A 26,806-nucleotide genomic window follows, 5' to 3' on the forward strand; every position below is an offset into this window, starting at 1 on the left:
CCATGGCGTACAGCGGACAGGTGACGGTGGGCGGGCCCGCCGACGTGCACGAACTCCCCGACCTGATCATCAGCAAGGTCGCGGTCGGCCCGATGGACAACAACGCGTATCTGCTGCGCTGCCGCGCCACCGGCGAGCAGCTGCTGATCGACGCCGCCGCGGAGCCGGCGACGCTGCTCAGCCTGATCGGCGAGGGCGGGCTGACGGCGGTGGTCACCACGCACCGCCACCCCGACCACTGGCAGGCGCTGCGCGAGGTCGTCGACGCGACGGGCGCGACGACGTACGCCGGCCGGGAGGACGTCCCGGGCATCCCGGTCGCGACCGAGGTCCCCGTCGACGACGGCGGCACGATCCCGGTCGGCGGGATCCGCCTCACCGCGCGCCACCTCGTCGGCCACACCCCCGGCAGCATCGCGCTGGTCTACGACGACCCGCACGGCCACCCGCACCTGTTCACCGGCGACTGCCTGTTCCCCGGCGGCATCGGCAACACCCACGGGGACGCCGAGGCGTTCACCACCCTGCTCGACGGCGTGAGCAGCAAGCTCTTCGACGCCCTGCCGGACGAGACCTGGGTCTACCCCGGGCACGGCAACGACACCACCCTCGGCGCCGAGCGCCCGCACCTGGCGGAGTGGCGCGAACGCGGCTGGTGAGCCGGCCCCCGCGGCGGGCCCGGCGCCTCAGGGGCGGCGGGTCAGCCGCATGGTCCAGTTCGACAGCCATGTGCTGCCGCCGTCGGTGGAGAACGCCTGCTCCCACAGGGCGCTGTCCGCGCTGATCTCCGACCACACGAAGCGGGCCGTCACCGGCTTGCCGTCGTAATGGTCCTCGCCGTGGAAGATGCCGATGCCGTCGGTGAAGCGCCCGGTCACCGGCGGGAAGAGCACCCCGGTACGGCTGCTCGACCAGTACAGCGACCACTGCTCGCGCGCCGGGTCGTACAGCCGCAGCGTCAGCCCCGCGCTCCCCAGCGTCGGGAAGACGACCTCGTCGAAGTGCGCCCCGCCGCCGAAGTGCCGGGAGGCGGTGCTGACGCCGGGGAATTCCTCCCAGGCGCTGCCGGCGTCCAGGAAGTCGGTACGCCGCCGGTTGGCGACGTCCCAGGTGCCGGTGAAGAAGTCGAAGTCGTTCATGAGCGTTCTCCCGTGCTGCCCGCGGGCAGCCTGTCGTGGATGTGGCCGGGCGTTCCGGGAGGCCGGAAAGCCGTGGCTGGACGCTATGACGGCTCCACTGACATCCTGTGTCAGTGAAATCCGGCCGGTTGCTGTCGATCCTGCTGCTGCTCCAGACCCGCGGCCGGATGACCGCCGCCGAGCTGGCCGCGGAGCTGGAGGTGTCGCCGCGGACGGTCTACCGGGACGTGGAGGCGCTGCACGGCGCCGGGGTGCCGCTGTACGGGGACGCCGGGCACCGCGGCGGCTACCAGCTGCTCGCCGGCTACCGGACCCGGCTGACCGGGCTGAACGCCGGGGAGGCGGAGGCGCTGTTCCTCGCCGGGATGCCGGGGCCCGCCGCGGAGCTGGGCCTCGGGCCGGCGCTGAGCGCGGCGCAGCTCAAGCTGCGGGCCGCGCTGCCGGCGGAGCTGCGCGAGCAGGCGGACCGGATGCGGACCCGCTTCCACCTCGACGCGCCCGGCTGGTACGCCGACGACGCCGACGTGCCCTTCCTGCCGCAGGTCGCCGACGCGGTGTGGCAGGGCAAGGTGCTGGACGTGCGCTACCGCCGCTGGAAGGAGCCCACCGACGTCGACCGGCGGCTGGAGCCGTACGGACTGGTGCTGAAGGCGGGCCGCTGGTACGTCGTGGCCGCGCCGGGCCCGCGGACGTACCGCGTGGACCAGATCCTGCGGCTGGAGGTGCGCGGCGAGCGCTTCGCGGTGCCGGACGGCTTCGACCTCGCCGGGCACTGGCGCGCCTACCAGGCCGGCTTCCACGCCCGGCTGCACCGGGCGGAGGCCGAGGTGCGGATCTCGCCGCGGGGCGCGGAGCTGCTGGGCGGCGCCGCGGCGCGGGCGCTGGAGGCCACCGGGGTGCCGGAGGCGGGCGGCTGGCGGCGGGCGGTGCTGCCGGTGGAGTCGCCGGAGCAGGCACATGCCCTCTTCCTGGGCCTGGGGGCCGAGGTGGAGGTCCTGGGGCCGCCGGAGCTGCGGCGGCGCCTGGCGGAGAGCGTACGGGCACTGGGGGCGCTGTACGGGTGAGGTGCCGGAGCGCCGCGGGGTTCAGCGGGTGCGGCGGAAGCGCTCGCCGATCTCGCCCTGGTCGGTCTCCCACCAGGGGCGGGTCATCTCGGGCACGGCGGCGGGCGCCGGCACGGCGGGGGCGGGGTCTTCCCGGCCGGCGGCGGGCTTGCGGGCGGCCTGCGCGGCGGGGGCGGCGGAGGCCGCGGTCTCGGACGCGGCGAGGGCGGCCTCGCGGTCGAGGCGGGCGTCGAGCTCGGCGGTTTTGAGGCGTTCGGCGCGCCACCATTCGAGGAAGACCAGCAGGATGAACGGCAGCCCGACGAGCTCGGCGAGGGTGAGCATGAGGCCGCCGCCGAGCATCTGGTCGCGGTGCAGGCTCGGGCCCCAGGTGCGCGGGTGGGAGCCGTACCAGTGGCCGGCGACGAGCGTGCCGCTGGTCATCACGACGATGCCGGGGACCGAGTCGAACAGGCCGTCGAGGAAGACCAGCGCGGCCCGCACCGGATGGGTGCACCAGCGCGGCAGCAGCTCCTGCCGGCTGAGCATGGGCAGCACGAACAGCGAGCCGGTCAGCAGCAGTTGCAGATGCATCAGCTGCCGCACCGCCGGGTTGCCGAGTGCGGTGGCGAAGTAGGGCGTGAAGTAAATCGTCAGCTCGGAGGCGAGCACCAGCAGCGAGCTGACCAGCGGGTAGGTGAGCGCCCGCACGGCCCGGGAGGAGAAGGCGCGGTGCAGCCGGCCGCGCGGGTCGGCCAGGCCCAGCGGGTCGCCGAGGGCCAGGCCGAGCGGTGCGAACAGGTCGAGCAGGATGTTCTGCACGGCCGCGGGCCAGAAGAGCACCCGGTCGTAGACGGCCAGCGACGACATCGTGGCGACGACCAGGGTGCCGAGGCCGAGGACGTAGAAGGCGGCGGTGCGCCACAGCGGCCAGCCGCCGCCGGCCCGCAGCTTGCGGCGCACCCCGTAGGCGTAGCCGGCGCCGAGCAGCACGACGACGGCGAGCGCGACGCCGTCGAGCTGCCAGGCGTCCAGGTAGCGTGCCCCGGTCAGCTCCGGGAGGGCCTGGGAGCTCGCCACATCCGCGCCTTTCCGCCGCCGTCACTGTCGTACCCGGGCGGGACGGCGCTTTCGCCGCCCGCCACCGGGGCCACGGTAGACCCCGGGCGGCGGCGGGCGGCGCGCAGGGGGCGGTCAGGCCCCTATGTGCTGGTCGGACGAGGCGGACGGCGTGTCGGCGCCCTGGCCGGCGGCCTGCTCGGCGGCGGCGCGGGCGGTGCGGCGGGAGGCCAGCAGGCTGGTGGCCGTGGTGACGGCGAGGACGGCGACGATGACGCCGAGCGAGACGGGGACGGAGATCTCGGGGACGTGGACGCCGGTCTCGTGCAGCGCGTGCAGCACCAGCTTCACGCCGATGAAGCCGAGGATCACCGACAGCCCGTAGGACAGGTGGACCAGCTTCTTCAGCAGCCCGCCGATCAGGAAGTACAGCTGCCGCAGACCCATGAGGGCGAAGGCGTTGGCGGTGAAGACGATGTACGGGTCCTGGGTCAGGCCGAAGATCGCCGGGATCGAGTCCAGGGCGAACAGCACGTCGGTGGTGCCGATCGCGAGCATCACGATGAGCATCGGCGTGATGAGGCGCTTGCCGTTCTCGGTGATGACCAGCCGGGTGCCGTGGTAGCGGTCGGTCGCCGGCACCCGCTTCTCGACCGCCTTCAGCAGCCGGTTCTCCTCGAACTCCTCCTCCTCGGGCTCGCTGCGGGCCTCCTTGACCAGCTTCCAGGCGGTCCAGATGAGGAAGCCGCCGAAGAGGAAGAAGACCCAGGAGAAGCTGGCGACCAGGGTGGCGCCGGCGGCGATGAAGACCGCGCGCAGCACCAGGGCGATGAGCACGCCGACCAGCAGGACGCGCTGCTGGTAGTGCGAGGGCACCGCGAATTTGCCCATGATCAGCACGAAGACGAAGAGGTTGTCGACGCTGAGGGATTTCTCGGTGATGTAGCCGGCGAAGAACTCGCCGGCCGGCTGGCCGCCGGAGAAGAGCAGCAGGCCGAGGCCGAAGAGTCCGGCGAGCACCACCCAGACGGCGGTCCACAGGCCCGCCTCGCGCAGGGAAACATCGTGCGGTGTCCGGCCGATCAGGAAGTCGGCGCCGATCAGTGCGATCAGGCCGGCGATGGTCAGCACCCAGAGGGCGAGGGAGACGTCCACAGGTCCTCCGACGGGATGGAATGCCGCGCATACGTCGATAGCAGCACGTCAAAGAACCGTACACGAATAACCAAGAAAGAGTAAAGCGCTCCTCAAGTGCGCAGGTCAGGGACCGAAGGCGGGGCGGGCGGCGGCGAGCCGGCCGAGGACGTCGGTGAGGACGCGGCTGCCCGGCGGCACGGTCGGCGGCTCGTACGTCCACGCGTGGCCGACCCACGGGTCGCACAGGTGATCGCTGGGCAGCGGGGTGAGCCGCAGCAGCGAACGCCACAGCGGGTCAAGCACCGGGCCGTAGGCGGCGGCGTCCTCGCGGTCGGCCACGAGCAGCAGGTGCACGCCCGCGGAGGGGCCCTCGTCGGCGAGGTAGCGCAGCTGGTTGACCGAGCGGTCGTCGAAGCCGTACGGGAACTCGTTGACGATCAGCAGCTGCTCGGCGGTGTCGAAGCCGGGCGGCAGGTCGTCGGCGACGCCGCCGCGGCGGGCCATCTGGATCAGGTCCACCCGCTCGGTGAGCCGGGTCAGCAGCCCGCTGACGCCCGCCATGCCCGCGGCGGGCGGCGGCAGCACGAGGGCGCCGCCGGCGTACAGCGGGGCGAAGGCGGCGGCGCCGGAGCCCGCCGGGTCCAGGGCGTGCACCGCGAAGGTGCCCACCGGGTGCGAGGCGAGCAGCCGGGCGGCGACCGCGACCGCGGTGTCCATCGCGGCGCGGCGGTGCTCGGCGCTGTCCACCCACAGGCCGCGCTCCAGCGGCAGCCGGGACAGCAGCGGTATCCGCAGCTCCGGCGCCTCCGGCAGGCTCAGGCTGCCGAGCCGCACCGCCAGCGGCAGCGTGTCCGGTACGCGGTAGGCGTGCCACGCCGGGTTCTCCCAGCCGGCGAACTCCGGCGGCAGCGCCGGGTCCACGACCTCCGCCTCGGCGGCGAGCTGCGCCAGGTCCCGGTCCAGCACCAGCCTGGCCTGGTCCACCAGCGCCGCCTGCCGCGCCTGCGCCTCCTCCCGGGCCGCCTCGGCCGCGGGCCCGCCCCGCGTGCGCGGGTCCGCGAGCAGCCGGTCCAGCTCCTGCTCGAACCGCGACTCCGCGAAGTCCGCGGCACTCCGGTACGCCGCGACCGTCCGCGCCAGGTCCTCGAACATCCCCCAGACCTGGTTGTACAACCGCTCCTCCATCGACCCCCCGGCCGCGTCCCCGGCGACCGGCCCACGCGCCTGCGGCGCTTGAGCGGGCGTTGCCTGCCCTGCGGGTGGCTGTGCAGGCGGCACCGCGCCCTGCCCTGCGGGCGGCGGCGAGCTGTGCCGCCGGGGATGCCGGTAGTCCACCCCACCGCCGGCCGGAGGAGTGCCGCCCGCGGATCCCGCGCCGGACGGCGCCGGCGGGATCGCTCCCCCGCGGCTCTCTGCGCCGCCGCGGCCGGCCGCGGCGCCCGACGCGGGGGCAATCGCTCCCCCGTGTGCGGCGCCCGGGCTGCCCGGCGCCGGCGCGCCGTCCCGCGGGCCCGCGGCGCCGGGGCTCGGGCGTCCGCCCGGCGCAGGGCTGCGGGGAGGCACGGGGGCAGGCGCGGGGATGGAGCGGGATTGTTCGTGGTGGGCGGCGGTGTGGATGGCGGTGGCGGCCTCGGTTGCGTCGGGGACGCCCTGGTCGAGGAAGAGGGCGGGGAGGCCGCCCTGGTAGCCCTGGCCCACCGCGCGGACCTTCCAGGCGGACTGGCGGCGGTAGAGCTCGACCGCCAGCAGGGCGGTCTCCGCGCTGAGGCCGGTGATGGTGAAGCCGGCGATCGCGGTGCCGTCCGGCGTGGTGACCGCGAGGTGCGGGGCGGGGGCGGCGCCGAAGTCGGCGGGGGCGCCGGGGCGGGCGCCGGCGCCGGGCAGGGCGAGCAGGACGTGCACCCGGTGCACCGCGGGCGGCATCGCCGCGAGGTCGACGGCGAGCCGGTGCTCCGCGGCTGCCTGCCGCGGCACCTCGACCCCCACCAGATGCGGCTCGCCGGGGTGGGCGAGCCAGGGCCCGTCCGCCACGACCCGGCCCGCCTCGTCCCCGAGGGTGACCGCGGCCACCACCGGTGTGCCCGCCGACACCCGGATCTCCAACCGGTTGCCGGGCAGGGGATGGTTCTGCCCGCGGACCAGTTCGGCCGTCATGACCGCCGCCCCCGTCTTCCTGTTGTGTGATGAGCTGTGTGCGCCTACTGCCTGCCCTGCCCGGCGCTCCGTCGGATCAGAGAGCGGGCAGTATCGCCGGGATCAGGTCCTGGAAGGTCCGCCCGTTGGCCGGCGTGCCGATCGCCGTCATCGTCCAACCGCCCTGCCCGCGCTGCACCTTCGCCATGATCTGCGCGGTGTACGCGCCGCCGCCGGTGAGGGTGTAGCGGGCCAGCTCCTGGCCGTTGGTCTCGTCCACCAGCCGGCAGAACGCGTTCTGCACCTCGGCGAACGTCTGGCCGGTGAAGGAGTTGACGGTGAAGACGATCTGGTCGACATGCACCGGGACCCTCGTCAGGTCCACGATGATCGACTCGTCGTCGCCGCCCTGGCCGACCCCGCCGACCAGGTTGTCACCGGTGTGCCGGACCGAGCCGTCGTCACTGGTGAGGTGGCGGAAGAACACCACGTCGACCGGCTGCTTGTCGGCGAAGAGCACCGCCGACGCGTCGAGGTCGATCTCCCGGGTCCGGCTTCCGAACAGGCCGCGCCGCGGAGCCGCCTGCCAGCCGAGTCCCATCCTGACTGCCGTCAGCGAGCCCCCGTCGGACTTGCTCAGGCTGATCTTCTGGCCCTTGGTCATGTTGACCGTCACGCGCTTGCCCCTCTCACCCGTCACTTGATGTGTGCGGTTGTTGCCCCGCACCCTAACAAGACGCGAGCCGACCGTATCCCGGTTCGTCCCGGCTTACTTGCCGCTGCGATTCCCGCCCGCGCCCCGGCCGGGCCCCCGCCCGGCCGGCCCCCGTCACACCCTGCTCATGCCTCGCTCACGCCGCCCCGGCGTCCCGCATCTGCCGCAACTCCTTCTTCAGGTCACCCAGTTCGTCCCGGATCCGGGCGGCGACCTCGAACTGCAGCTCGGCCGCGGCAGCATGCATCTGGTCGGTCAGCTCGCCGATGAGGTCGGCCAGTTCCTCGGCGGGCAGCGCCCCGGCGGGGCGCTTGCCGGCGCTCCTGCTGCCGGACAGGCCCGGCACCGGCGCCTTGCCGCGGGAGCGCTGCCGCCCGGAGCCCAGCAGCTCGTCGGTGTCGGCGTCCTCACGGGCGAAGGAGTCCAGGATGCCGGCGATCTTCTTGCGCAGCGGCTGCGGATCGACCCCGCGCTCGGTGTTGTACGCGATCTGCTTGGCGCGGCGCCGGTTGGTCTCGTCGATGGCCCGCTCCATGCCCGGCGTGATCCGGTCGGCGTACATGTGCACCTGGCCCGACACGTTACGGGCGGCGCGGCCGATGGTCTGGATCAGCGAGGTGCCCGAGCGCAGGAAGCCCTCCTTGTCCGCGTCGAGGATCGCCACCAGCGACACCTCGGGCAGGTCCAGGCCCTCGCGCAGCAGGTTGATGCCGACCAGCACGTCGTACTCGCCGGCCCGCAGCTCCTGGAGCAGCTCGACGCGGCGCAGGGTGTCGATGTCGCTGTGCAGGTAGCGGACCTGGATGCCGAGCTCCAGCAGGTAGTCCGTCAGGTCCTCGGCCATCTTCTTGGTCAGCGTGGTCACCAGCACGCGCTCGTCGCGCTCGGTGCGCAGCCGGATCTCGTGCACCAGGTCGTCGATCTGGCCCTCGGTGGGCTTGACGACGACCTCCGGGTCGACCAGGCCGGTCGGCCGGATGATCTGCTCGACCACGCCGTCCTTGGCGCGGGACATCTCGTACGTCCCCGGGGTCGCCGACAGATACACCGTCTGGCCGACCCGCTTCAGGAACTCCTCCCACTTCAGCGGCCGGTTGTCCAGCGCGGACGGCAGCCGGAAGCCGTGGTCGACCAGGGTGCGCTTGCGGGACGCGTCGCCCTCGTACATCGCGCCGATCTGCGGCACGGTGACATGCGACTCGTCGATGACCAGGAGGAAGTCCTCCGGGAAGTAGTCGATCAGGGTGTCGGGGGCGCTGCCCTGCTCACGGCCGTCGATGTGCCGCGAGTAGTTCTCGATGCCGGAGCACGTGCCGATCTGCCGCATCATCTCGATGTCGTACGTGGTGCGCATCCGCAGCCGCTGGGCCTCCAGCAGCTTGCCCTGCTTCTCCATCACGGCGAGCTGCTCCTCCAGCTCCTTCTCGATGCCGGTGATGGCGCGCTCCATGCGCTCGGGGCCGGCGACGTAGTGCGTGGCGGGGAAGACGTAGATCTCCTGGTCCTCGGTGATGACCTCGCCGGTGAGGGGGTGCAGGGTGTAGAGCGCCTCGATCTCGTCGCCGAACATCTCGATGCGGACGGCGAGCTGCTCGTAGACCGGGAAGATCTCGATGGTGTCGCCGCGCACCCGGAAGGTGCCGCGGGTGAACGCCATGTCGTTGCGCGTGTACTGCACGTCGACGAAGCGGCGCAGCAGCCGGTCGCGGTCGATCTCCTCGCCGACCCGCAGCCGCACCATCCGGTCGACGTACTCCTGCGGGGTGCCCAGGCCGTAGATGCACGAGACGGAGGCGACCACGACCACGTCCCGCCTGGTCAGCAGGGAGCTGGTGGCGGAGTGGCGGAGCCGTTCGACCTCCTCGTTGATCGAGGAGTCCTTCTCGATGTAGGTGTCCGTCTGCGGGACGTACGCCTCCGGCTGGTAGTAGTCGTAGTACGAGACGAAATACTCGACCGCGTTGTTCGGCAGCAGCTCGCGGAACTCGTTGGCGAGCTGAGCGGCGAGGGTCTTGTTGGGGGCCATCACCAGGGTGGGGCGCTGGAGCCGCTCGATCATCCAGGCAGTCGTGGCGGACTTGCCGGTGCCGGTCGCGCCGAGCAGCACCACGTCCTGCTCGCCGGCGGTGATCCGGCGCTCCAGCTCGTCGATGGCCGCGGGCTGGTCACCGCTGGGCTGGTAGGGGCTGACGACCTGGAAGGGCGCCACACTGCGTTCGATGTCTGAAACGGGCCGCATGGTCTCCACGGTACGACCACCCACCGACAATCGGCCGGGACCCGGGATCGGGCCGGGACTGTCGTACCCTGCCCCTACGCTTTCGGGTATGACGACGAGCGCTGCATGGACGGTGTACGACGCGCCGATCGGGCCGCTGCTGCTGGTGACCGGGGAGCAGGGCCTGGTCCTGGTGGGCTTCCGGGCCGATCCGGGCACGGCCGCGCGTACGGTCGCGGCCGTCGGGCGCCGGCTGGGCTGCGAGCCGGTGCGCGACGCCGGGCCGCTCGCGCCGCTGGCGGTTCAGCTGGAGGCGTATTTCGCCGGGGAGCTGAAGGATTTCGACGTGGACCTGGACTGGTCGCTGGTGACCGGCTTCCAGCGGCGGGTGCTGCGCGAGCTCGCCGCGGGTGTGCCGTACGGCACGGTGGTCGGCTACCAGGACCTGGCCGACCGGGTCGGCGAGCCGGACGCCGCGCGGGCGGTCGGCGCCGCGATGGGGGCCAATCCGCTGCCGGTGGTCGTGCCCTGCCACCGGGTGGTCGAGAGCGGCGGCGGCATAGGCGGCTTCGGCGGCGGCCTGGAGATCAAGCGGTCCCTGCTGGCGCTGGAGGGCGTACTCCCGGCCCCGCTGTTCTGAGGCACCGGTACCGGCTGGGCCGCTAGGAGTCGAAGCGGGCAGCCGCGACGTAGTCGGGGCGCGGGTCGAGGGCGGCGGCGAGGCGGAAGTGGCGCTTGGCCTCGTCGGCCCGGTCGGCGCGCTCCAGGGTGCGGCCCAGGGCGAAGTGCGCGAACGCGTTGTCGGGCTCGCGCTCCAGGACGACCTGGAACTCCAGTTCGGCGGGCCGCAGCTGCGCGGCGAGGAAGAACGCGCGGGCGCGCAGCAGCCGCGCCGCGGTGTTCTCCGGGTGCGCGGCGATCAGCGGGTCGAGGAGCTTGACGGCGCCGCGCGGGTCGCGCGCCGCCAGCAGCTGCTCGGCGGCGCGGAAGTCGATCACATGGGTTTCCGGGCTGCGCTCGGGCAAGTCCGCCTCCCTGACTTCGGGCACGGGGACGAATTATCGTCCGGTCAGACATACCCAACGCGGCGCCCCGCAACCGCATTCCCGCGCCGGCCGCCGCCCGGCGGGCGGGGCCCCGCCGGGCCCCCGGGGCTCCGCGTGCTAGCCGGAGGCGGGCTGCGTGCCGTCCTGCCGGGCCTTCAGCTCCCGCCACACCGCCGCGACCTGCTCGCGCAGCTCCTCCACCGTCCCGTCGTTGTGGAGGACGAGGTCGGCGATGGCCAGCCGCTCCTCCCGGCGGGCCTGCGCGGCCATCCGGGAGCGCGCCTCGTCCTCGGTCATGCCGCGCAGCCGCACCAGCCGGTCCAGCTGGCTGTCCGGGGCGGCGTCGACCACGACGACGAGGTCGTAGTAGGGGGCCAGGCCGTTCTCGGTGAGCAGCGGCACGTCGTGGACCACGATGTCGTCGGGGCCCGCGGCCCGCTGGAGCTCGGCGGACCGGGCCCCGACCAGCGGGTGCACGATCGCGTTGAGGGCCCGGCGGCGCTCCTCGTCGGCGAAGACGATCGCGCCGAGCTTGGGCCGGTCGAGCGACCCGTCGGGTGCGAGCACGCCCGGCCCGAACTCGGCGACGACCTTCGCGAGCCCTTCCGTGCCGGGTGCGACGACCTCGCGGGCGATCCGGTCGGAGTCGACCAGGACCGCCCCGTAGGACGCCAGGAGCCGTGCCACCTCGCTCTTGCCGGCCCCGATGCCGCCGGTCAGCCCCACTGTCAGCATGCCGGCCAGCCTACCGAGGGGGCGGGCCGGGCCCGCGCGGGGCAGGCCGGTCAGCGCCCGCCGTCGTCCTCGCGGTCGGCGAGGAAGCGCTCGAACTCCGCCGCGAGGTCGTCGGCCGAGGGCAGGTCGACGGGCTCGGCGATCAGGTTGTCGCGGTTGCCCATGCCGGCGACGGCGTCGTACTGGCTCTCCAGGCCGCGCACCACCGAGACCAGCTCGCCGTCGCCCTCGGCGACCTGGCGGTCGATCTCGACCCGCACGGTGTGCGCCTCGTTGCGCAACGCGTGGGCGATCTCGGGCAGCACCAGGCCGGTCGCCGCGGTGACCGCCTCCAGCACGGCGAGCGCCGCGTCCGGATACGGGGAGCGGGCCAGGTAGTGCGGGACGTGCGCGGCGACGCCCAGTACGTCCCGCCCGGCCTCGGCGAGCCGCAGCTCGATGAGCGCCGAGGCGCTGCCGGGGACCTGCGCCACGTCGAACCAGGCGCGGTGACCGGGCATCAGGTCCACCCGGTTGCCGTGCGGGGTGAGGCCGACCGGGCGAGTGTGCGGCACGCCCATGGGGATGCCGTGGAAGTTGATGGCGATCCGGACCCCGAGCCGCTCGATGACCTGGAGCACGGCGGTGGCGAAGCGCTCCCACTCCACGTCCGGCTCGGCGCCGGTGAGCAGCAGGAACGGGGTGCCGGTGGTGTCGCGGACCAGGTAGAGGTCGATGGCGGGCGCCTCGTACTCCGACCAGTGGTCGCGCTCGAAGGTCATCAGCGGCCGGCGGGCCCGGTAGTCCACCAGGCGGTCGGCGTCGAAGCGCGCGATGAGCTGGTTGTCGAGCCGGTCGAGCAGCTGCTGGCTGATCTGTTCACCGGTCTCGCCGGCGTCCATGAACCCCTCGAAGTGGTAGAGCAGCACCGGCCCGGTGTCCCCGACCGCCTCGTCCACGGCCTCGGCCCCGCCCGGTACGTACTCGTACAGCCCTTGCGGATCCAGCACGATGATCGTCCTCCTCGTTATCTGTCACCACAACGAACAACCCGTGCCCGCCATTCCCGCCCGCAACGGGTGCGGCCCCGCACCCCCCGGAAGGGGTACGGGGCCGCGACGGCCGCACCGGCTGGGGAACCAGCCGCGGGGCGTGGCGTCAGCTCTGGCCGCCGGCCAGCTTCTCGCGCAGCGCCGCGAGCGCCTCGTCGGAGGCCAGCGCACCGGAGTTGTCGTCCGACTCCGAGGAGTACGAACCGCCGGTGCCCGCACCGCCGGACGCGGCAGCGGTGCTGCCGGCCTCGGCAGCCGCCTGCTCGTCGGCCTCGCGGGACTTGATGACCTGCGCCTGGTGCTGCTCGAAGCGGGCCTGGGCCGTGGCGTACTGGGCCTCCCACTCCTCGCGCTGCTTGTCGTACCCCTCGAGCCAGTCGTTGGTCTCGGGGTCGAAGCCCTCGGGGTAGATGTAGTTGCCCTGCTCGTCGTACGAGGCGGCCATGCCGTACAGCGTCGGGTCGAAGTCGACCGAGGCCGGGTCGGCGCCGAAGGACTCGTTGGCCTGCTTGAGCGACAGCGAGATACGGCGGCGCTCCAGGTCGATGTCGATGACCTTGACGAAGATCTCGTCGTTGACCTGGACGACCTGCTCCGGGATCTCCACGTGGCGCTCGGCCAGCTCGGAGATGTGGACCAGGCCCTCGATGCCCTCGTCGACGCGGACGAACGCGCCGAACGGGACAAGCTTGGTGACCTTGCCGGGCACGACCTGCCCGATCTGGTGGGTGCGGGCGAACTGCTGCCACGGGTCTTCCTGGGTCGCCTTCAGCGACAGGGACACGCGCTCGCGGTCCATGTCGACGTCCAGGACCTCGACCGTGACCTCCTGGCCGACCTCGACGACCTCGGAGGGGTGGTCGATGTGCTTCCAGGACAGCTCCGAGACGTGCACCAGGCCGTCGACACCGCCGAGGTCCACGAACGCACCGAAGTTGACGATGGAGGAGACGACGCCGGAGCGCACCTGGCCCTTCTGCAGGGTGGTGAGGAAGGTCTGGCGGACCTCGCTCTGGGTCTGCTCCAGCCAGGCGCGGCGGGACAGGACCACGTTGTTGCGGTTCTTGTCCAGCTCGATGATCTTCGCCTCGAGCTCCTTGCCGACGTACGGCTGGAGGTCGCGCACGCGCCGCATCTCGACGAGCGACGCGGGCAGGAAGCCGCGCAGGCCGATGTCGAGGATGAGGCCGCCCTTGACGACCTCGATGACGGTACCGGTGACGATGCCGTCCTCTTCCTTGATCTTCTCGATGGTGCCCCAGGCGCGCTCGTACTGGGCGCGCTTCTTCGAGAGGATCAGGCGGCCTTCCTTGTCCTCCTTCTGGAGGACAAGGGCCTCGATCTCATCGCCCACGGCGACGACCTCGTTGGGGTCGACGTCGTGCTTGATGGACAGCTCGCGGGAGGGGATGACACCTTCGGTCTTGTAACCGATGTCGAGCAGGACCTCGTCCCGGTCGACCTTCACGATGACGCCGTCGACGATGTCGCCGTCGTTGAAGTACTTGATCGTCTCGTCGATCGCGGCGAGGAAGGCTTCCTCGTTGCCGATGTCGTTGACCGCCACCTGCGGAGTGGTGGTACGAGGGGCCTCGGTGCTGCTCGTCATTAGGGAAAGGACTCCGGTACGGACAGTAAGTCGTAGGTAATGCTACGCCGAAGCCTTTTTCGTCCTGCCATGGCTCCGGAGGGCCCTGCGAGAGGGCCCGGAAGTGTCCGGCAGTGTCGAGCGTGGCCTGCTCCGTCTGAGGCGCGCAGGCTAGCAGCGCAACTTGTAGCATACGGGGGCAGCCGGGCAGGGTCAATGCACGAAGACCGTACCTGGGCGCGTAACGGCCCGAACCGGCGCAAGTCCCCCGACCGCAGGTCTTTTCAGAGAGTACGACGACTGCCGCGATGATCCAAGGACCTGAACCAGAGGCGACCCGGCGCAAGGCCGGGATCACGGAGAGCAGCCGGGCCAACCGGGGGTGGTGGGACCGCAACGCGGACGACTACCAGCGCGAGCACGGCGGCTTCCTCGGCGACGACCGCTTCGTGTGGGGCCCCGAGGGGCTGGACGAGGCGGACGCCGGGCTGCTGGGGCCGGCCGCGGAGCTCAAGGGGCGCTCGGTGCTGGAGATCGGCGCGGGCGCCGCGCAGTGCTCGCGCTGGCTGGCCGCGCGGGGCGCGCTGCCGGTGGCGCTGGACCTGTCGCGGCGGCAGCTCCAGCACGCCCGGCGCCTCGACGAGGAGGCCCGTGCGGCGGGCGGGGCGGCGGCGCTGCCGCTCGTGCAGGCCGACGCCGGTTTCCTGCCGTTCGCCGACGCCTCCTTCGACCTGGCGTGCTCCGCGTACGGGGCGCTGCCCTTCGTCGCCGACACCGCGCGGGTGCACCGCGAGGTCCGCCGGGTGCTGCGGCCGGGGGGCCGCTGGGTCTTCTCCGTCACCCACCCGGTGCGCTGGGCCTTCCCCGACGAGCCGGGCGAGGAGGGGCTGACGGCGGTGTCGTCGTACTTCGACCGCACGCCGTACGTCGAGCAGGACGAGCGGGGCCTGGCCGTCTACGTCGAGCACCACCGCACGCTGGGCGACCGGGTCCGGGAGATCGCGGCGGCGGGGCTGCGGCTGGTGGACCTGGTCGAGCCGGAGTGGCCGGCGTGGAACGAGCAGGAGTGGGGCGGCTGGTCGCCGCTGCGCGGCCGGCTGCTGCCGGGCACGGCGGTCTTCGTGTGCGTGGCCGAGTGAGCGTGCGCGTGCGCCGCGGGTCGCGCCGGTGAGCGGGCGTGCGGGCGGGGGCGGCGCGGCGCGCGGGGGCGGGGCGTCCGGCGGCGGGGGTGCGCGGGACGGGCGTACGGCCGCGGGGCCCGGCGGGCGGTTCGTCGTACGGGCCGAGGGGGCGCGGCTGCCGGTCGGGGCGGTGGTGCCGGAGCTGCTGGGGGTGCTCGCGGCGGGCGGGTGCGCGGTGCTGGCCGCGCCGCCGGGGACGGGCAAGACCACGCTCGTACCGCTGGAGCTGGCCCGTACGGCCGCGGCGGCGGGGACCGGCCGGGTGCTGGTCGCCGAGCCGCGGCGGATGGCGGCACGGGCCGCGGCCCGGCGGATGGCGTGGCTGCTGGGCGAGCGGGTCGGCGGCACGGTCGGCTTCACCGTGCGCGGCGAGCGCAAGGTGTCCGCGGCGACCGCGGTGGAGGTCGTCACGACCGGTGTGCTGCTCCAGCGGTTGCAGCGCGACCCGGAGCTGGCCGGCGTCGGCACGGTCGTCCTCGACGAATGCCATGAGCGGCACCTGGACGCCGACACCGCGATGGCCTTCCTGCTGGACGTACGGGCGGCGCTGCGGCCCGAGCTGCGGCTGGTCGCGGCCTCGGCGACGACCGACACCGCCGCGTGGTCCGCGCTGCTGGGCGGCGCGCCCGTGGTCGCGGCGGCGGGCGTGCTGCACCCGGTCGCCGTGACGTGGGCGCCGCCGCCGCGCCCGGTGCGCCCGGCCCACGGGATGAGCGTGGACCCGGCGCTGCTGGACCATGTCGCGGCGGTGGTGCGGCGGGCGCTGGGCGAGACGGACGGCGACGTGCTGTGCTTCCTGCCCGGCGCCGGGGAGATCGCCCGGGTGGCCGGCCGGCTCGGCGGGCTCGGCGTGGACGTCCTCCAGCTGCACGGGCGGGCGCCCGCGGCCGTCCAGGAGGCGGCGCTCGCGCCGGGCGAGCGGCGCCGGGTGCTGCTGGCGACGTCGGTGGCCGAGTCGAGCCTGACCGTGCCGGGGGTGCGGGCGGTGGTGGACGCGGGGCTCGCGCGTGAGCCGCGCACCGACCATGCGCGCGGCCTCGGGGCGCTCACCACGGTGCGGGTGTCGCGGGCCGCCGCCGAGCAGCGGGCCGGGCGCGCGGGGCGGGAGGCGCCGGGCCGGGTCTACCGCTGCTGGGCCGAGGCCGAGCACGAGCGGCTGGCCCGGCAGCCCGAGCCGGAGATCGCGCTGGCCGACCTCACCGGCTTCGCCCTGCAGGCCGCCTGCTGGGGCGAGCCGGACGCGTCGGGCCTGGCGCTGCTCGACCCGCCGCCGCCCGGCGCGATGTCCGCCGCCCGGGCGCTGCTGCACACCCTGGGCGCGGTGGACGCCGCCGGCCGGGCCACCGACCGGGGCCGCCGGCTGGTCCGCCTCGGCCTGCACCCCCGGCTGGCCCGCGCCCTCCTGGACGCCGCCCCGCACACCGGCGCCCGGCGCGCCGCCGAGGTCACGGCCCTGCTCTCGGAGGAGCTCCCCGCGTCCTACGGCCAGGACCTGGCTGCCGCCTGGCACACCGCCCGCCGTACGGACGACGCGTACACCACCCGCTGGCGCACGGAGGCCCGGCGGCTTGAGGCGGCGCTGGGGGCGGAGGGCGGGGCGGCCGGCGCGGGCGCGGCGGCGCGGGACGCAGCCGTGCTGCGGGGTGGCCGCGCGCGGGAGGCGGAAGGCCGTGTCAGCGGACCGTTGGCCTCGGACGGCAGCCCCAGGGGCGGGCCGTCGCCGTCCGGGCGGGCGGCCGGCGGGCGCGGTGGGGTGCTCGGTGATGACGAGGTCGCCGGGCTGGTCGTGGCGTTGGCGTTTCCGGAGCGGGTGGCGCGGCGGCGGGGGCAGGGCGGGTATCTGATGGTGTCCGGGACGGCCGCGGACGTCGGGGACGCGCTGGGCGGGGCCGAGTGGGTCGCGGTCGCGGTGGCCGACCGGGGCGTGGGGCGGGCGGCGGCGCGGGTGCGGCTGGCGGCGGTGGTGGACGAGCAGACCGCGCGGGCGGCGGCGGGCGGGGTGCTGGAGGCGTACGGGGAGGTGCGCTGGGCGCAGGGGGATGTGGTGGCCCGGCGGGTGGAGCGGCTGGGGGCGGTGGAGCTGGGCTCCGTACCGCTGCGGTCGCCGGACCCGGCGGCGCTGCGGGCCGCGCTGCTGGACGGGCTCGCGGCGGAGGGCACCGGCCTGCTGCGGTGGAGCCGGGAGGCGGTGGCGCTGCGGCAGCGGATGGCGTTCGTGCGCCGGGTGCTGGGCGAGCCGTGGCCGGATGTCGCCGAGGGCGCGCTGCTGGAGCAGGCCGAGCGCTGGCTGGGCCCGGAGCTGGCGGCGGCCCGGCGCCGGGCGGACCTGGAGCGGATCGACGCCGGGGGCGCGCTGCCGCGGCTGCTGCCGTGGGCGTCGGGTGAGGCGTCGCGGTTCGACCGGCTGGCCCCGGAGCGGGTCGAGGTGCCCAGCGGCTCGCGGGTGCGGCTGGACTACTCCGGTGAGCAGCCCGTACTCGCCGTCAAGCTCCAGGAGTTGTTCGGGCTCGCGGACACCCCGCGGGTGGCGGGCATGCCGGTGCTGGTGCATCTGCTGTCGCCCGCGGGGCGCCCGGCCGCGGTGACCGCGGACCTGGCGTCGTTCTGGCGGGAGGGCTACCGGGCGGTGCGCGCCGAGCTGCGGGGCCGCTATCCGCGGCACCCGTGGCCGGAGGACCCGGCGACCGCCGAGCCGACCCGGCGCGTCAACGCCCGCCGGGGCTGACCCTCGGCGGGGCGGCCCGGCGGGCGTCGGCGCGGCGGCGTCAGGGGTTCGTGGCCGCCTCGGTCTGCGCCTCGGTGGCCGACGGGGACGCGGACGGCGCGGCCGTAGGGGTCTGCGTCGGGTCCGGCGTGCCGGTGCCGCACGGCTCGGGCGTGCCCGTGTCCGTCGGGTCCGGCGTCGGGGTGGCGGTAGCGGTGTCGGTCGGCGTGGGCGTCGGCGTCGGGTCGCAGCCGGGCTCGGTCGGCGGGTCCGTGGGGTCGCCGGTCGGCGAGGTCGTCGGGTCGCCGGTCGGGGTGCCGGGCGCGCTGGTCGTCGGCGTGCCGGCCGGCGTCGTCGGCGTGCCCGTGGGCGTACCGGTCGGCGATGTCGAGCCGCTCGGCGTGGGCGTCGGCGAGGCGGTGCCCGGCGCGGTGGGCGACGGCGACGGCGTGCCGGTCGGCGACGTCGCCGGATCGCCGGAGCCGGGCGTACCGGGGCTGTCGGGGACGGACACGGCGCCGCCCTGCAGGAAGTGCTCGTACCAGGCCCGTACCAGCGTCAGATACGCCTGCGAGTGGTTGTAGCCGAGGATCGCCCGGTCCATGTCGGCGGGCACGGCGAGGTCGCGGCCGTCCGCGCACAGGTAGTGGGCGGCGGCCAGCGCGGCGTCGTAGACGTTGTTGGGGTCGGCGACCCCGTCGCCGTTGCCGTCCGCGCCCCAGTTCTCCCACGTGGAGGGGATGAACTGCATGGGCCCGACCGCCCGGTCGTACACCGGGTCGCCGTCGTAGCGGCCACCGTCGGTGTCGCTGATCGCCGCGTACCCGTTGCCGTTGAGGACCGGCCCGAGGATCGGGGTGTACGTCGTGCCGTTCGCGTCGACCGCGCCGTGCCGGGCCTGGCCGGACTCCACCTGGCCGATGGCGGCGAGCAGTTGCCACGGCAGATGGCAGCCGGGGTTGCTCTGCGCGACGGACGCCTCGGCGCGCTGGTACGCGGCCAGCACCGTCGCGGGCAGGCCGGTGCCGCTCGGCAGGTCCACGGTGGGCGCCCCCGGGGTGGGCGTCGCCAGCGGCGGCCCGGTCGGGGTGTTCAGCGGCGGCAGGTCGGTGATGTAGGGCGTGTCACCGTCGATGGCCTGCCCCGGCGGCGGTGCCACCGCCGGACGGTCGGGCTGCTCGGCGGCGGCGTGGGCGACCGGGAAGAAGCCCGGTGCCTGGGACGCGCTGAGCGCCGCCATCGCCGCGGCGGCCACCGCCGTGCCCGCCGCTCCCCTGCGAAGCCTTCGGCCGTAACGCCGCACTGCCATAGGGCGGTCCCCTCCCAGGTGCGAGAGTTGCGCCGTTCCCGGCGCCACAACTCGACCGACCCTACGGCAACTTGCCATGAGGGACCACCGTACGGACATACTCAAAATGTGCGCAAACGGGCGCCGTCGCACGCTCAACGCCGGGTGTTTCCCTGCCGGTCACCCGGGGGTCGCCGGCCCTGCGGCGCCACCGGACGCCGCCCCCCAGGCCCCCGCGGGGCTCACCCCCGCGGCGCTCAGTGCGCGGCCGACTCCCAGTCGGGGCCGACCCCCACCGACACGTCCAGCGGCGCCCGCAGCGGATACGCGCCGGCCATCTCGCGCCGCACCAGCTCCTCCACCGCCTCGCGCTCCCCCGGGGCGACCTCCAGCACGATCTCGTCGTGCACCTGGAGCAGCATCCGGGAGTTCAGCTTCTCCTTCGCCAGCGCCTCGTCCACCCGCAGCATCGCGAGCTTGACGATGTCGGCGGCCGACCCCTGGATCGGCGCGTTGAGCGCCATCCGCTCGGCCATCTCCCGGCGCTGCCGGTTGTCGCTCACCAGGTCCGGCAGATAGCGGCGGCGGCCCAGCAGCGTCTCCGTATAACCCGTGCCGCGCGCCTCCTCCACCACCCGGTGCAGATACTCCCGCACCCCGCCGAACCGCTCGAAGTACGTCTCCATCAGCGCCCGCGCCTCGGCCGCCTCGATCGCCAGCTGCTGCGACAGCCCGAACGCCGACAGGCCGTACGCCAGGCCGTACGACATCGCCTTGATCTTGCGGCGCATCTCCGCGTCGACCGACTCCCGGCCCACACCGAAGACCTGCGAGCCCACCGTGGTGTGCAGGTCCTCGCCGGAGGTGAACGCCGCGATCAGGCCCTCGTCCTGCGACAGATGGGCCATCACCCGCAGCTCGATCTGGCTGTAGTCGGCCGTCAGCAGCGACTCGTACCCCTCGCCGACGACGAAGCCGCGGCGGATCGCCCGGCCCTCGTCCGTACGCACCGGCACGTTCTGCAAGTTGGGGTCCGTGGACGACAGCCGGCCGGTCGCGGCGACGATCTGGCTGAAGGTGGTGTGGATCCGCCCGTCCGGCGCGATCGACTTGACCAGGCCCTCGACCGTCACCCGCAGCTTGGCCTGCTCCCGGTGCCGCAGCATGATGACCGGCAGCTCGTGCTCGGTCTGCGCCGCCAGCCACGCCAGCGCGTCGGCGTCCGTCGTGTAACCCGTCTTCGTCTTCTTCGTCTTGGGCAGGCCCAGCTCGCCGAACAGCACCTCCTGCAGCTGCTTGGGCGAGCCCAGGTTGAACTCGTGGCCCACCGAGGCGTGCGCCTCCCGCGTCGCATGCTCCACCGCCGCCGCGAACTGCTCCTCCAGGCCCGCCAGATGGTCCCGGTCCGCGGAGATCCCGGCCCGCTCCATCCGCGCCAGCAGCGCCGACGTCGGCAGCTCCAGGTCGTGCAGCAGCTCGGCCGCGCCGACCTCGGGCAGCCGCTCCCCGAAGACCTCGCCGAGATCCAGGACCGTACGGGCCTGCACCATCAGCGCGCCGGCCGCCGCCGCGCCCTCCTCGTCCCCGTCGTCCCCGAAGGCCAGCTGGCCGTCACCGGAACCCACCGGCGCGAGCTCGCGGCCCAGATACTCCACCGACAGCACGTCCAGGGCGAAGGACCGGCGGCCCGGCTTGATCAGATACGCGGCCAGCGCGGTGTCCATCGTCACGCCCGCGACACTCCAGCCGTGCTCGGCGAAGACCCGCGCCACGTTCTTGGCGTTGTGCAGCACCAGGGGCCGGTCGGGGTCGGCCAGCCAGTCGGCGAACGCCCGCTCGTCGGTCTCGTCCAGCTGCGCCGGGTCGAACCACGCGGCATCCTCCGCCGTCGCCAGCGCGATCTGCGTCACGCTGCCCGACCCCAGCGCCCAGGTGTCCACGCTGGCCAGGCCCACCGGCTCGCCGCGGTGCCCCGCCAGCCAGTCCGGCAGATCGCCCGCCGCCAGCACCGTACCGTCCACCGCGACGCCCTCGGCGACCTCCGGCTCCGCCTCCTCGGCCCCCGGGTCCGCGGCGAACAGCCGCTCCCGGAAGTTCGCGTTGCGGAACTCCAGCACATCCAGCACCCCGGTCAGCGCCAGCCGGTCGTACGGCGTGCGCTCCAGGCCCTCGGGGCGCAGCGGCAGCTCGACGTCCCTGACCATCTCCGTCAGCCGCCGGTTGAGCTTGACCGCCTCCAGATGGGCCCGCAGATTCTCCCCCGCCTTGCCCTTGACCTCGTCGACCCGCTCGACCAGCTCGGCGAACGACCCGAACTGCATGATCCACTTGGCGGCGGTCTTCTCCCCCACCCCCGGGATGCCCGGCAGATTGTCCGACGGGTCGCCGCGCAGCGCCGCGAAGTCCGGATACTGCCGCGGGGTCAGCCCGTAGCGCTCCTCGACCTTCTCCGGGGTGTAGCGCGTCAGCTCCGAGACGCCCTTGGTCGGATACAGCACCGTCACATGCTCGCTGACCAGCTGGAACGCATCCCGGTCCCCGGTGACGATCAGCACCTCGTAGCCGAGCTCCTCGGCCTGCGTGGCGAGCGTGGCGATGATGTCGTCCGCCTCGTACCCCTCGACGGCGAACCGGCTCACGTTCATCGCGTCCAGCAGCTCGCCGATCAGCTCCACCTGGCTGCGGAACTCGTCGGGCGTCTTCGTCCGCGTCGCCTTGTACTCCGGATACTCGTCGAAACGCCACGTCTTGCGCGAGACGTCGAAGGCCACCGCCAGATGCGTCGGCTGCTCGTCACGCAGCGTGTTCGACAGCATGGACGTGAAGCCGTAGATCGCGTTCGTCGGCTGCCCCGTGGCGGTGCTGAAATTCTCCACGGGCAGCGCGTAGAACGCCCGGTACGCCAGCGAGTGCCCGTCCAGCAGCATCAGGCGGGGTCGGTCGGTCTTCGTCTGCGATGCGTTCGTTGCCACGAAAGCGATCCTCCCACGGAGCACCGACAATCCCGGATTCCCCCGCTCCCCGCCCCTGCGCCGCACGCACCGCCCGTCCTACGATCCCTCCATGGCGAAGAAAGCTCCCGCGAGCGACCCCGTCCAGGACGCGCCGCGTGTCGGCGCGCCGAAGAAGGCCGCCGCAGGGCTGCCCGCCGTCGGGCACACCATGGCCGTCGCCGGGGCGCAGATGGGCGCCCGGCGGGCCGCGCTCACCCTGCTCAAGGTCAACCAGAAGGACGGCTTCGACTGCCCCGGATGCGCATGGCCCGAGCCCGAGCACCGGCACACCTTCGAATTCTGCGAGAACGGCGCCAAGGCCGTCGCCGAGGAGGCGACCCTGCGCCGGGTCACCCCCGACTTCTTCGCCGCGCACCCCGTCGCCGACCTCGCCCGCCGCAGCGGCTACTGGCTCGGGCAGCAGGGCAGGATCACCCAGCCGATGTACCTGCCCGAAGGCGCCGAGCGGTACGAGGCCGTCCCCTGGGAGCGGGCCTTCGAGCTGATCGCCGCCGAACTGCACGAACTGGACTCCCCCGACGAGGCCGTCTTCTATACCTCCGGCCGCACCAGCAACGAAGCCGCCTTCCTCTTCCAGCTCTTCGCCCGCGAGTTCGGCACCAACAACCTGCCCGACTGCTCCAACATGTGCCACGAGTCGTCCGGCTCCGCCCTCACCGAAACCCTCGGCGTCGGCAAGGGCAGCGTGCTCCTCGACGACCTCCACCGCGCCGAGCTGATCATCGTCGCCGGCCAGAACCCCGGCACCAACCACCCGCGGATGCTCTCCGCCCTGGAAAAGGCCAAGCGCGGCGGCGCGCGGATCGTCACCGTCAACCCGCTGCCCGAAGCCGGCCTGGAACGCTTCCGCAACCCCCAGACCGCAGCCGGCCTCGCCGGCGGCGGCACCCCGCTCACCGACCTCTTCCTGCCGGTACGGCTCGGCGGCGACCAGGCGCTCTTCCGGGCGCTGGGCCGGCTCCTCATCGAGGCCGACGCCCTCGACCACGACTTCATCGCCGAGCACACCCACGGCTTCGCCGACTACCGGGCCGCCGCCCGCACCGCCGACTGGGACGAGACGCTGCGCGCGACCGGCCTGGACCGCGCCGACATCGAGAAACTGCACACCATGGTGCTCGACGCGAAAAGCGTCGTCGTGTGCTGGGCCATGGGCCTCACCCAGCACAAGCACTCCGTGCCCACCATCCGCGAAGTCGTCAACTTCCTGCTGCTGCGCGGCAATGTCGGCCGCCCCGGCGCCGGCGTGTGCCCGGTGCGCGGCCACAGCAATGTGCAGGGCGACCGCACCATGGGCATCTTCGAACGGCCGCCCGCCGCCTTCCTCGACGCCCTGCGCAAGGAGTTCGGCTTCGAACCGCCCCGCGAGCACGGCCTGGACGTCGTCCGCGCCATCCGCGCCCTGCGCGACGGCGACGCCAAGGTCTTCTTCGCCATGGGCGGCAACTTCGTCGCCGCCGCCCCCGACACCGACGTCACCGAGGCCGCGATGCGCCGCGCCCGGCTCACCGTGCACGTCTCGACCAAGCTCAACCGCTCACACGTCGTCACCGGCGCCCGCGCCCTGATCCTGCCCACCCTCGGCCGCACCGAGAAGGACGTCCAGGCCACCGGCGAGCAGTTCGTCACCGTCGAGGACTCCATGGGCATGGTCCACGCCTCCCGCGGCAAACTGCCCCCCGCCGCACCGCAGCTGCTCTCCGAGCCGGCCATCGTCTGCCGGCTCGCCCGCGCCGTCCTCGGCCACCGCAGCACCGTGCCCTGGGCGGACTTCGCACAGGACTACGACCTCATACGCGACCGCATCGCCCGCGTCGTCCCCGGCTTCGACGACTTCAACACCAAGGTGCGCCGCCCCGGCGGCTTCACGCTGCCGCACGGCCCACGCGACTCGCGCACCTTCCCCACCGCCACCGGCAAGGCCAACTTCACCGCCGCGCCCGTCGAATACCCGCATGTGCCCGAAGGCCGGCTGCTGCTCCAGACGCTGCGCTCGCACGACCAGTACAACACCACCATCTACGGCCTCGACGACCGCTACCGCGGCATCAAGGGCGGGCGCCGGGTGGTGCTCGTGCACGCCGACGACGCCGCCGCGGCCGGGCTCGCCGACGGCGACTACACCGACCTCGTCAGCGAGTGGACCGACGGCTCCGAACGCCGCGCGGAAGGCTTCCGGGTCATCCACTACCCGACCCCGCGCGGCTGCGCGGCGGCCTACTACCCCGAGACGAACGTGCTGATCCCGCTGGACCACACCGCCGCCACCAGCAACACACCCGCGTCGAAGTCGGTCGTCATCCGCCTGGAGCGGACCGGCCACGCCCCCGGTTCCGGCCCCGTCCCCGGCCCGGCGGCGGGCTGAGGGTGGGCGTGCGGTAGAAAGTCAGCAGAAAGCTGTCCGCTACACCGAGTACGCCCGGTGCGCCCGGTGCGCGCGGCGGCCAGCGAGCAGCGACCAGTGGTGAGCCACCGAGGCCGATCGGAGCCGACGTCTATGGGCGAGCAGACCAGCACCCGTTTCCCGCAGGAGATCCTGGAGCAGTACGCCGGGCTCGGCATCGACCTCCAGGCGCTCTTCTCCGCCGGCCACCTCGGCGAGCGCATGGGCATCCGGATCCTGGAGGCGTCCCCGGACAAGGTCGTCGGCACGATGCCGGTCGAGGGCAACACCCAGCCGTACGGGCTGCTGCACGGCGGCGCCTCCGCGGTGCTCGCGGAGACGCTGGGCTCGGTCGGGGCGATGCTGCACGGCGGGCCCAGCAAGATCACCGTCGGCGTCGACCTCAACGCCACGCACCACCGCGGCATGCGCTCCGGCCTCGTCACCGGCACGGCGACCCCCGTGCACCGGGGCCGCTCCTCGGCGACCTACGAGGTCGTCATCACCGACGACGAGTCCGGCAAACGCGTCTGCACCGCCCGCCTCACCTGCATGCTCCGCCCCGCCGCCCCCGCAGCCACCGCCTGAGGCCCGGGGCTCAGCGCTTGGGCCCCACATACCGATCCATGAGCTCCACGGCGGCCCGCCGGGCGACGGAGATGCTGTACGGCCGTCCGCCGCCGCCCGCGGCCTTCCACTCCACACCGACGGCGTCGAGTGTCCGGCAGAAGAGCGCGCAGATGTCGGCGGAGACGTTGCTGAAGAAATACCGCGGATACTCGTAGCGCTTGGGCACGCCGCCGACCGTCCTGACCGTCCAGTTGGTGATCCGGCAGCCGTCGGAGTGGACCAGTCCGCGGATGAACTCCCACGGGTGCGCCGCGACGGCCTCCTGCTGCCACGCCTCCAGCACGATACGGCGCTCGTGCTTGCGCCCGGGGCCGTGCTGGGGGAAGACGAGCGGCCACTGCTTGCTGCACGAGGTGACCTGGACGCAGCCCTGCTGCCGGACGCGGCAGACGGCTCCGCCGGGGCGGACGGCGCGGATGGCGTCCTCGCACGCGTCGATGAGGCCGGGCCAGGAGCCGGCGCAGGCGATCCGCAGGGCGTACACGCCGTGGCGGTTGCGGCTGAGGCAGCCGTCGCCCAGGTAGAGGCCGAGCAGGTAGGGGTACGCGGGGCCGTCGGTGACCAGCGGCCTGGTGCGGGTGCCGGACGGCTCGGGTCCGCGGGCGGCCCAACCGCGGATGGCCGCGCGGGAGATGCCGGTGGCGCGGCTGGTGGCGTTGAGGCTGCGGCCTTCGGCAAGGAGCGCAAGAGCCCGCTGACGGGTCGCGAGGTCGTACATACGACCGAGGATCGGTGATCGCCTCGACTGCGGGCGAGCGATCAGCCGAGGATTCACTCCGTGCAGTGATCTTGCGAAAGGAAGCTTTTCACTTCGATTCGAAGGTCAAGTACCCCGGGTGGGATTCGAACCCACGCTGGATGCTGTTTGAGAGCACTGCCTCTTCCGCTGGGCTACCGGGGCTTCCTTCGAAACGGAGGCCCGTGGCGGGGCTCCGTGGTCCAACCTTAGCGGAGCCGGATAGGCTCTAGTAGCAGCCCCCCGCCTGAACCGAGGAGCACCGTGAGCGCCCCCGACGAGTCCGCCGAGCAGTCCGCCGCGCAGTCCGGCGAGCCGAACGACATGCCCGACGAGCGGTCTGCGCAGCAGGCCGACGCACCGTCGCACGTACCTCCGCAGACCACCCGGGTCGTCATCGCCGAGGACGAGGCGCTGATCCGGCTGGACCTCAAGGAGATGCTGGAGGAGGAGGGCTACGCGGTCGTCGGCGAGGCGGGGGACGGTGAGGCGGCGGTCAAGCTCGCCGAGGAGCACCGGCCGGACCTGGTGATCCTGGACGTGAAGATGCCGGTGCTGGACGGGATCTCCGCCGCGGAGCGGATCGCGGGCGAGAAGCTCGCGCCGGTGCTGATGCTGACCGCGTTCTCGCAGCGCGAGCTGGTGGAGCGGGCCAGGGACGCGGGCGCGATGGCGTATCTGGTCAAGCCGTTCAGCAAGAGCGACCTGGTGCCGGCGATCGAGATGGCGGTGAGCCGGTTCCAGGAGCTGCGGGCGCTGGAGGCGGAGATCGCGGACCTGTCGCAGCGGCTGGAGACGCGCAAGCTGGTGGACCGGGCCAAGAGCGTGCTGCAGACGAAGTACGGGCTGACGGAGCCGGCGGCGTTCCGGTGGATCCAGAAGACGTCGATGGACCGCCGGATGTCGATGCAGGCGGTCGCGCAGGCCGTGATCGAGGAGGTCGCGGGCGAGTAGCCCGCCCGGCGCCGCACGGGCGCCGCACTGGTGCCGCACGGTGCCGGTACGGAAGGGGCCGCCCCCGGAAGG

21 protein-coding genes and 1 tRNA gene are annotated in these 26,806 nt (G+C 73.5%); 8 read left to right on the top strand and 14 right to left on the bottom strand.

Annotation, left to right across the window (positions count from 1 at the left end; all coding sequences use genetic code 11):
- Positions 1-2: 2 nt before the first annotated feature.
- The gene (locus tag HCN08_RS20175; RefSeq protein WP_167984553.1) at positions 3-659 is read left to right on the top strand and encodes an MBL fold metallo-hydrolase; all 657 of its coding nucleotides are present in this window, start codon (positions 3-5) and stop codon (positions 657-659) included.
- A gap of 27 nt (positions 660-686) precedes the next feature.
- Here HCN08_RS20175 and HCN08_RS20180 read toward each other — a convergent pair whose 3' ends face one another.
- Positions 687-1,139, bottom strand: coding sequence for a hypothetical protein (locus HCN08_RS20180; RefSeq protein ID WP_167984554.1), 453 nt, complete (start codon positions 1,137-1,139; stop codon positions 687-689).
- Positions 1,140-1,252: 113 nt separating this feature from the next.
- Here HCN08_RS20180 and HCN08_RS20185 point away from each other — a divergent pair, with 113 nt between their 5' ends.
- Entirely contained in the window at positions 1,253-2,203 is a 951-nt protein-coding gene (locus HCN08_RS20185) for a helix-turn-helix transcriptional regulator (RefSeq protein ID WP_167984555.1), read from the top strand.
- 21 nt (positions 2,204-2,224) lie between these two features.
- On the opposite strand, the gene HCN08_RS20190 is transcribed toward HCN08_RS20185, so the two are convergent.
- From HCN08_RS20190 to uvrB, 5 genes are all read right to left on the bottom strand, one after another.
- Entirely contained in the window at positions 2,225-3,262 is a 1,038-nt protein-coding gene (locus tag HCN08_RS20190; RefSeq protein ID WP_167984556.1) for a cytochrome c oxidase assembly protein, read from the bottom strand.
- A gap of 114 nt (positions 3,263-3,376) precedes the next feature.
- A complete protein-coding gene (locus HCN08_RS20195; protein WP_167984557.1) occupies positions 3,377-4,396 on the bottom strand; it encodes a TerC family protein in 1,020 nt (339 codons plus the stop codon).
- A gap of 105 nt (positions 4,397-4,501) precedes the next feature.
- Positions 4,502-6,532 (bottom strand): TerD family protein, encoded by a 2,031-nt coding sequence (locus HCN08_RS20200; protein WP_167984558.1) that lies wholly within the window; start codon positions 6,530-6,532, stop codon positions 4,502-4,504.
- A 76-nt stretch (positions 6,533-6,608) separates the two neighbouring features.
- A complete protein-coding gene (locus HCN08_RS20205) occupies positions 6,609-7,187 on the bottom strand; it encodes a TerD family protein (RefSeq protein WP_167984559.1) in 579 nt (192 codons plus the stop codon).
- A gap of 175 nt (positions 7,188-7,362) precedes the next feature.
- The gene (uvrB, locus tag HCN08_RS20210) at positions 7,363-9,465 is read right to left on the bottom strand and encodes an excinuclease ABC subunit UvrB (RefSeq protein WP_167984560.1); all 2,103 of its coding nucleotides are present in this window, start codon (positions 9,463-9,465) and stop codon (positions 7,363-7,365) included.
- Positions 9,466-9,553: 88 nt separating this feature from the next.
- Between uvrB and HCN08_RS20215 the strand changes: the two genes are divergently transcribed.
- A complete protein-coding gene (locus HCN08_RS20215; RefSeq protein WP_167984561.1) occupies positions 9,554-10,084 on the top strand; it encodes a methylated-DNA--[protein]-cysteine S-methyltransferase in 531 nt (176 codons plus the stop codon).
- Positions 10,085-10,106: 22 nt separating this feature from the next.
- On the opposite strand, the gene HCN08_RS20220 is transcribed toward HCN08_RS20215, so the two are convergent.
- From HCN08_RS20220 to rpsA, 4 genes are all read right to left on the bottom strand, one after another.
- Positions 10,107-10,469 carry a tetratricopeptide repeat protein gene (locus tag HCN08_RS20220; protein ID WP_167984562.1) on the bottom strand — a complete coding sequence of 121 codons (363 nt, stop codon included), beginning with the start codon at positions 10,467-10,469 and terminating at the stop codon, positions 10,107-10,109.
- A 138-nt stretch (positions 10,470-10,607) separates the two neighbouring features.
- Positions 10,608-11,225, bottom strand: coding sequence for a dephospho-CoA kinase (gene coaE / locus HCN08_RS20225; protein ID WP_167984563.1), 618 nt, complete (start codon positions 11,223-11,225; stop codon positions 10,608-10,610).
- 50 nt (positions 11,226-11,275) lie between these two features.
- Positions 11,276-12,214, bottom strand: a complete 939-nt coding sequence (locus HCN08_RS20230; RefSeq protein ID WP_167984564.1) for a proteasome assembly chaperone family protein — start codon at positions 12,212-12,214, stop codon at positions 11,276-11,278.
- Between the two features lie 148 nt (positions 12,215-12,362).
- A complete protein-coding gene (rpsA, locus tag HCN08_RS20235; RefSeq protein WP_167984565.1) occupies positions 12,363-13,865 on the bottom strand; it encodes a 30S ribosomal protein S1 in 1,503 nt (500 codons plus the stop codon).
- A 287-nt stretch (positions 13,866-14,152) separates the two neighbouring features.
- Here rpsA and HCN08_RS20240 point away from each other — a divergent pair, with 287 nt between their 5' ends.
- Positions 14,153-14,983 carry a class I SAM-dependent methyltransferase gene (locus HCN08_RS20240; protein ID WP_167984566.1) on the top strand — a complete coding sequence of 277 codons (831 nt, stop codon included), beginning with the start codon at positions 14,153-14,155 and terminating at the stop codon, positions 14,981-14,983.
- Positions 14,984-15,140: 157 nt separating this feature from the next.
- A complete protein-coding gene (locus HCN08_RS20245; protein ID WP_206319012.1) occupies positions 15,141-17,750 on the top strand; it encodes an ATP-dependent RNA helicase in 2,610 nt (869 codons plus the stop codon).
- A gap of 40 nt (positions 17,751-17,790) precedes the next feature.
- On the opposite strand, the gene HCN08_RS20250 is transcribed toward HCN08_RS20245, so the two are convergent.
- Together HCN08_RS20250 and polA are read right to left on the bottom strand one after the other, a co-directional pair.
- Positions 17,791-19,038, bottom strand: coding sequence for a lytic transglycosylase domain-containing protein (locus HCN08_RS20250; RefSeq protein WP_167984568.1), 1,248 nt, complete (start codon positions 19,036-19,038; stop codon positions 17,791-17,793).
- 236 nt (positions 19,039-19,274) lie between these two features.
- Positions 19,275-21,944 carry a DNA polymerase I gene (gene polA / locus HCN08_RS20255; protein ID WP_167984589.1) on the bottom strand — a complete coding sequence of 890 codons (2,670 nt, stop codon included), beginning with the start codon at positions 21,942-21,944 and terminating at the stop codon, positions 19,275-19,277.
- Between the two features lie 136 nt (positions 21,945-22,080).
- On the opposite strand from polA, the gene HCN08_RS20260 reads away from it, so the two are divergent.
- Positions 22,081-24,396 carry an FdhF/YdeP family oxidoreductase gene (locus HCN08_RS20260; protein ID WP_167984569.1) on the top strand — a complete coding sequence of 772 codons (2,316 nt, stop codon included), beginning with the start codon at positions 22,081-22,083 and terminating at the stop codon, positions 24,394-24,396.
- 132 nt (positions 24,397-24,528) lie between these two features.
- A complete protein-coding gene (locus tag HCN08_RS20265; protein WP_167984570.1) occupies positions 24,529-25,002 on the top strand; it encodes a PaaI family thioesterase in 474 nt (157 codons plus the stop codon).
- Positions 25,003-25,012: 10 nt separating this feature from the next.
- On the opposite strand, the gene HCN08_RS20270 is transcribed toward HCN08_RS20265, so the two are convergent.
- Both HCN08_RS20270 and HCN08_RS20275 read right to left on the bottom strand, forming a co-directional pair.
- Entirely contained in the window at positions 25,013-25,762 is a 750-nt protein-coding gene (locus HCN08_RS20270; RefSeq protein ID WP_167984571.1) for a helix-turn-helix domain-containing protein, read from the bottom strand.
- Between the two features lie 110 nt (positions 25,763-25,872).
- Positions 25,873-25,945 (bottom strand) — tRNA-Leu (locus tag HCN08_RS20275).
- 159 nt (positions 25,946-26,104) lie between these two features.
- On the opposite strand from HCN08_RS20275, the gene HCN08_RS20280 reads away from it, so the two are divergent.
- On the top strand, positions 26,105-26,734 hold the full coding sequence (locus tag HCN08_RS20280; RefSeq protein ID WP_167984590.1) for an ANTAR domain-containing response regulator: 630 nt from the start codon (positions 26,105-26,107) through the stop codon (positions 26,732-26,734).
- The last annotated feature ends 72 nt before the right edge of the window (positions 26,735-26,806 follow it).

The organism is Actinacidiphila epipremni (assembly GCF_012034175.1).
Lineage (GTDB): Bacteria > Actinomycetota > Actinomycetes > Streptomycetales > Streptomycetaceae > Actinacidiphila > Actinacidiphila epipremni.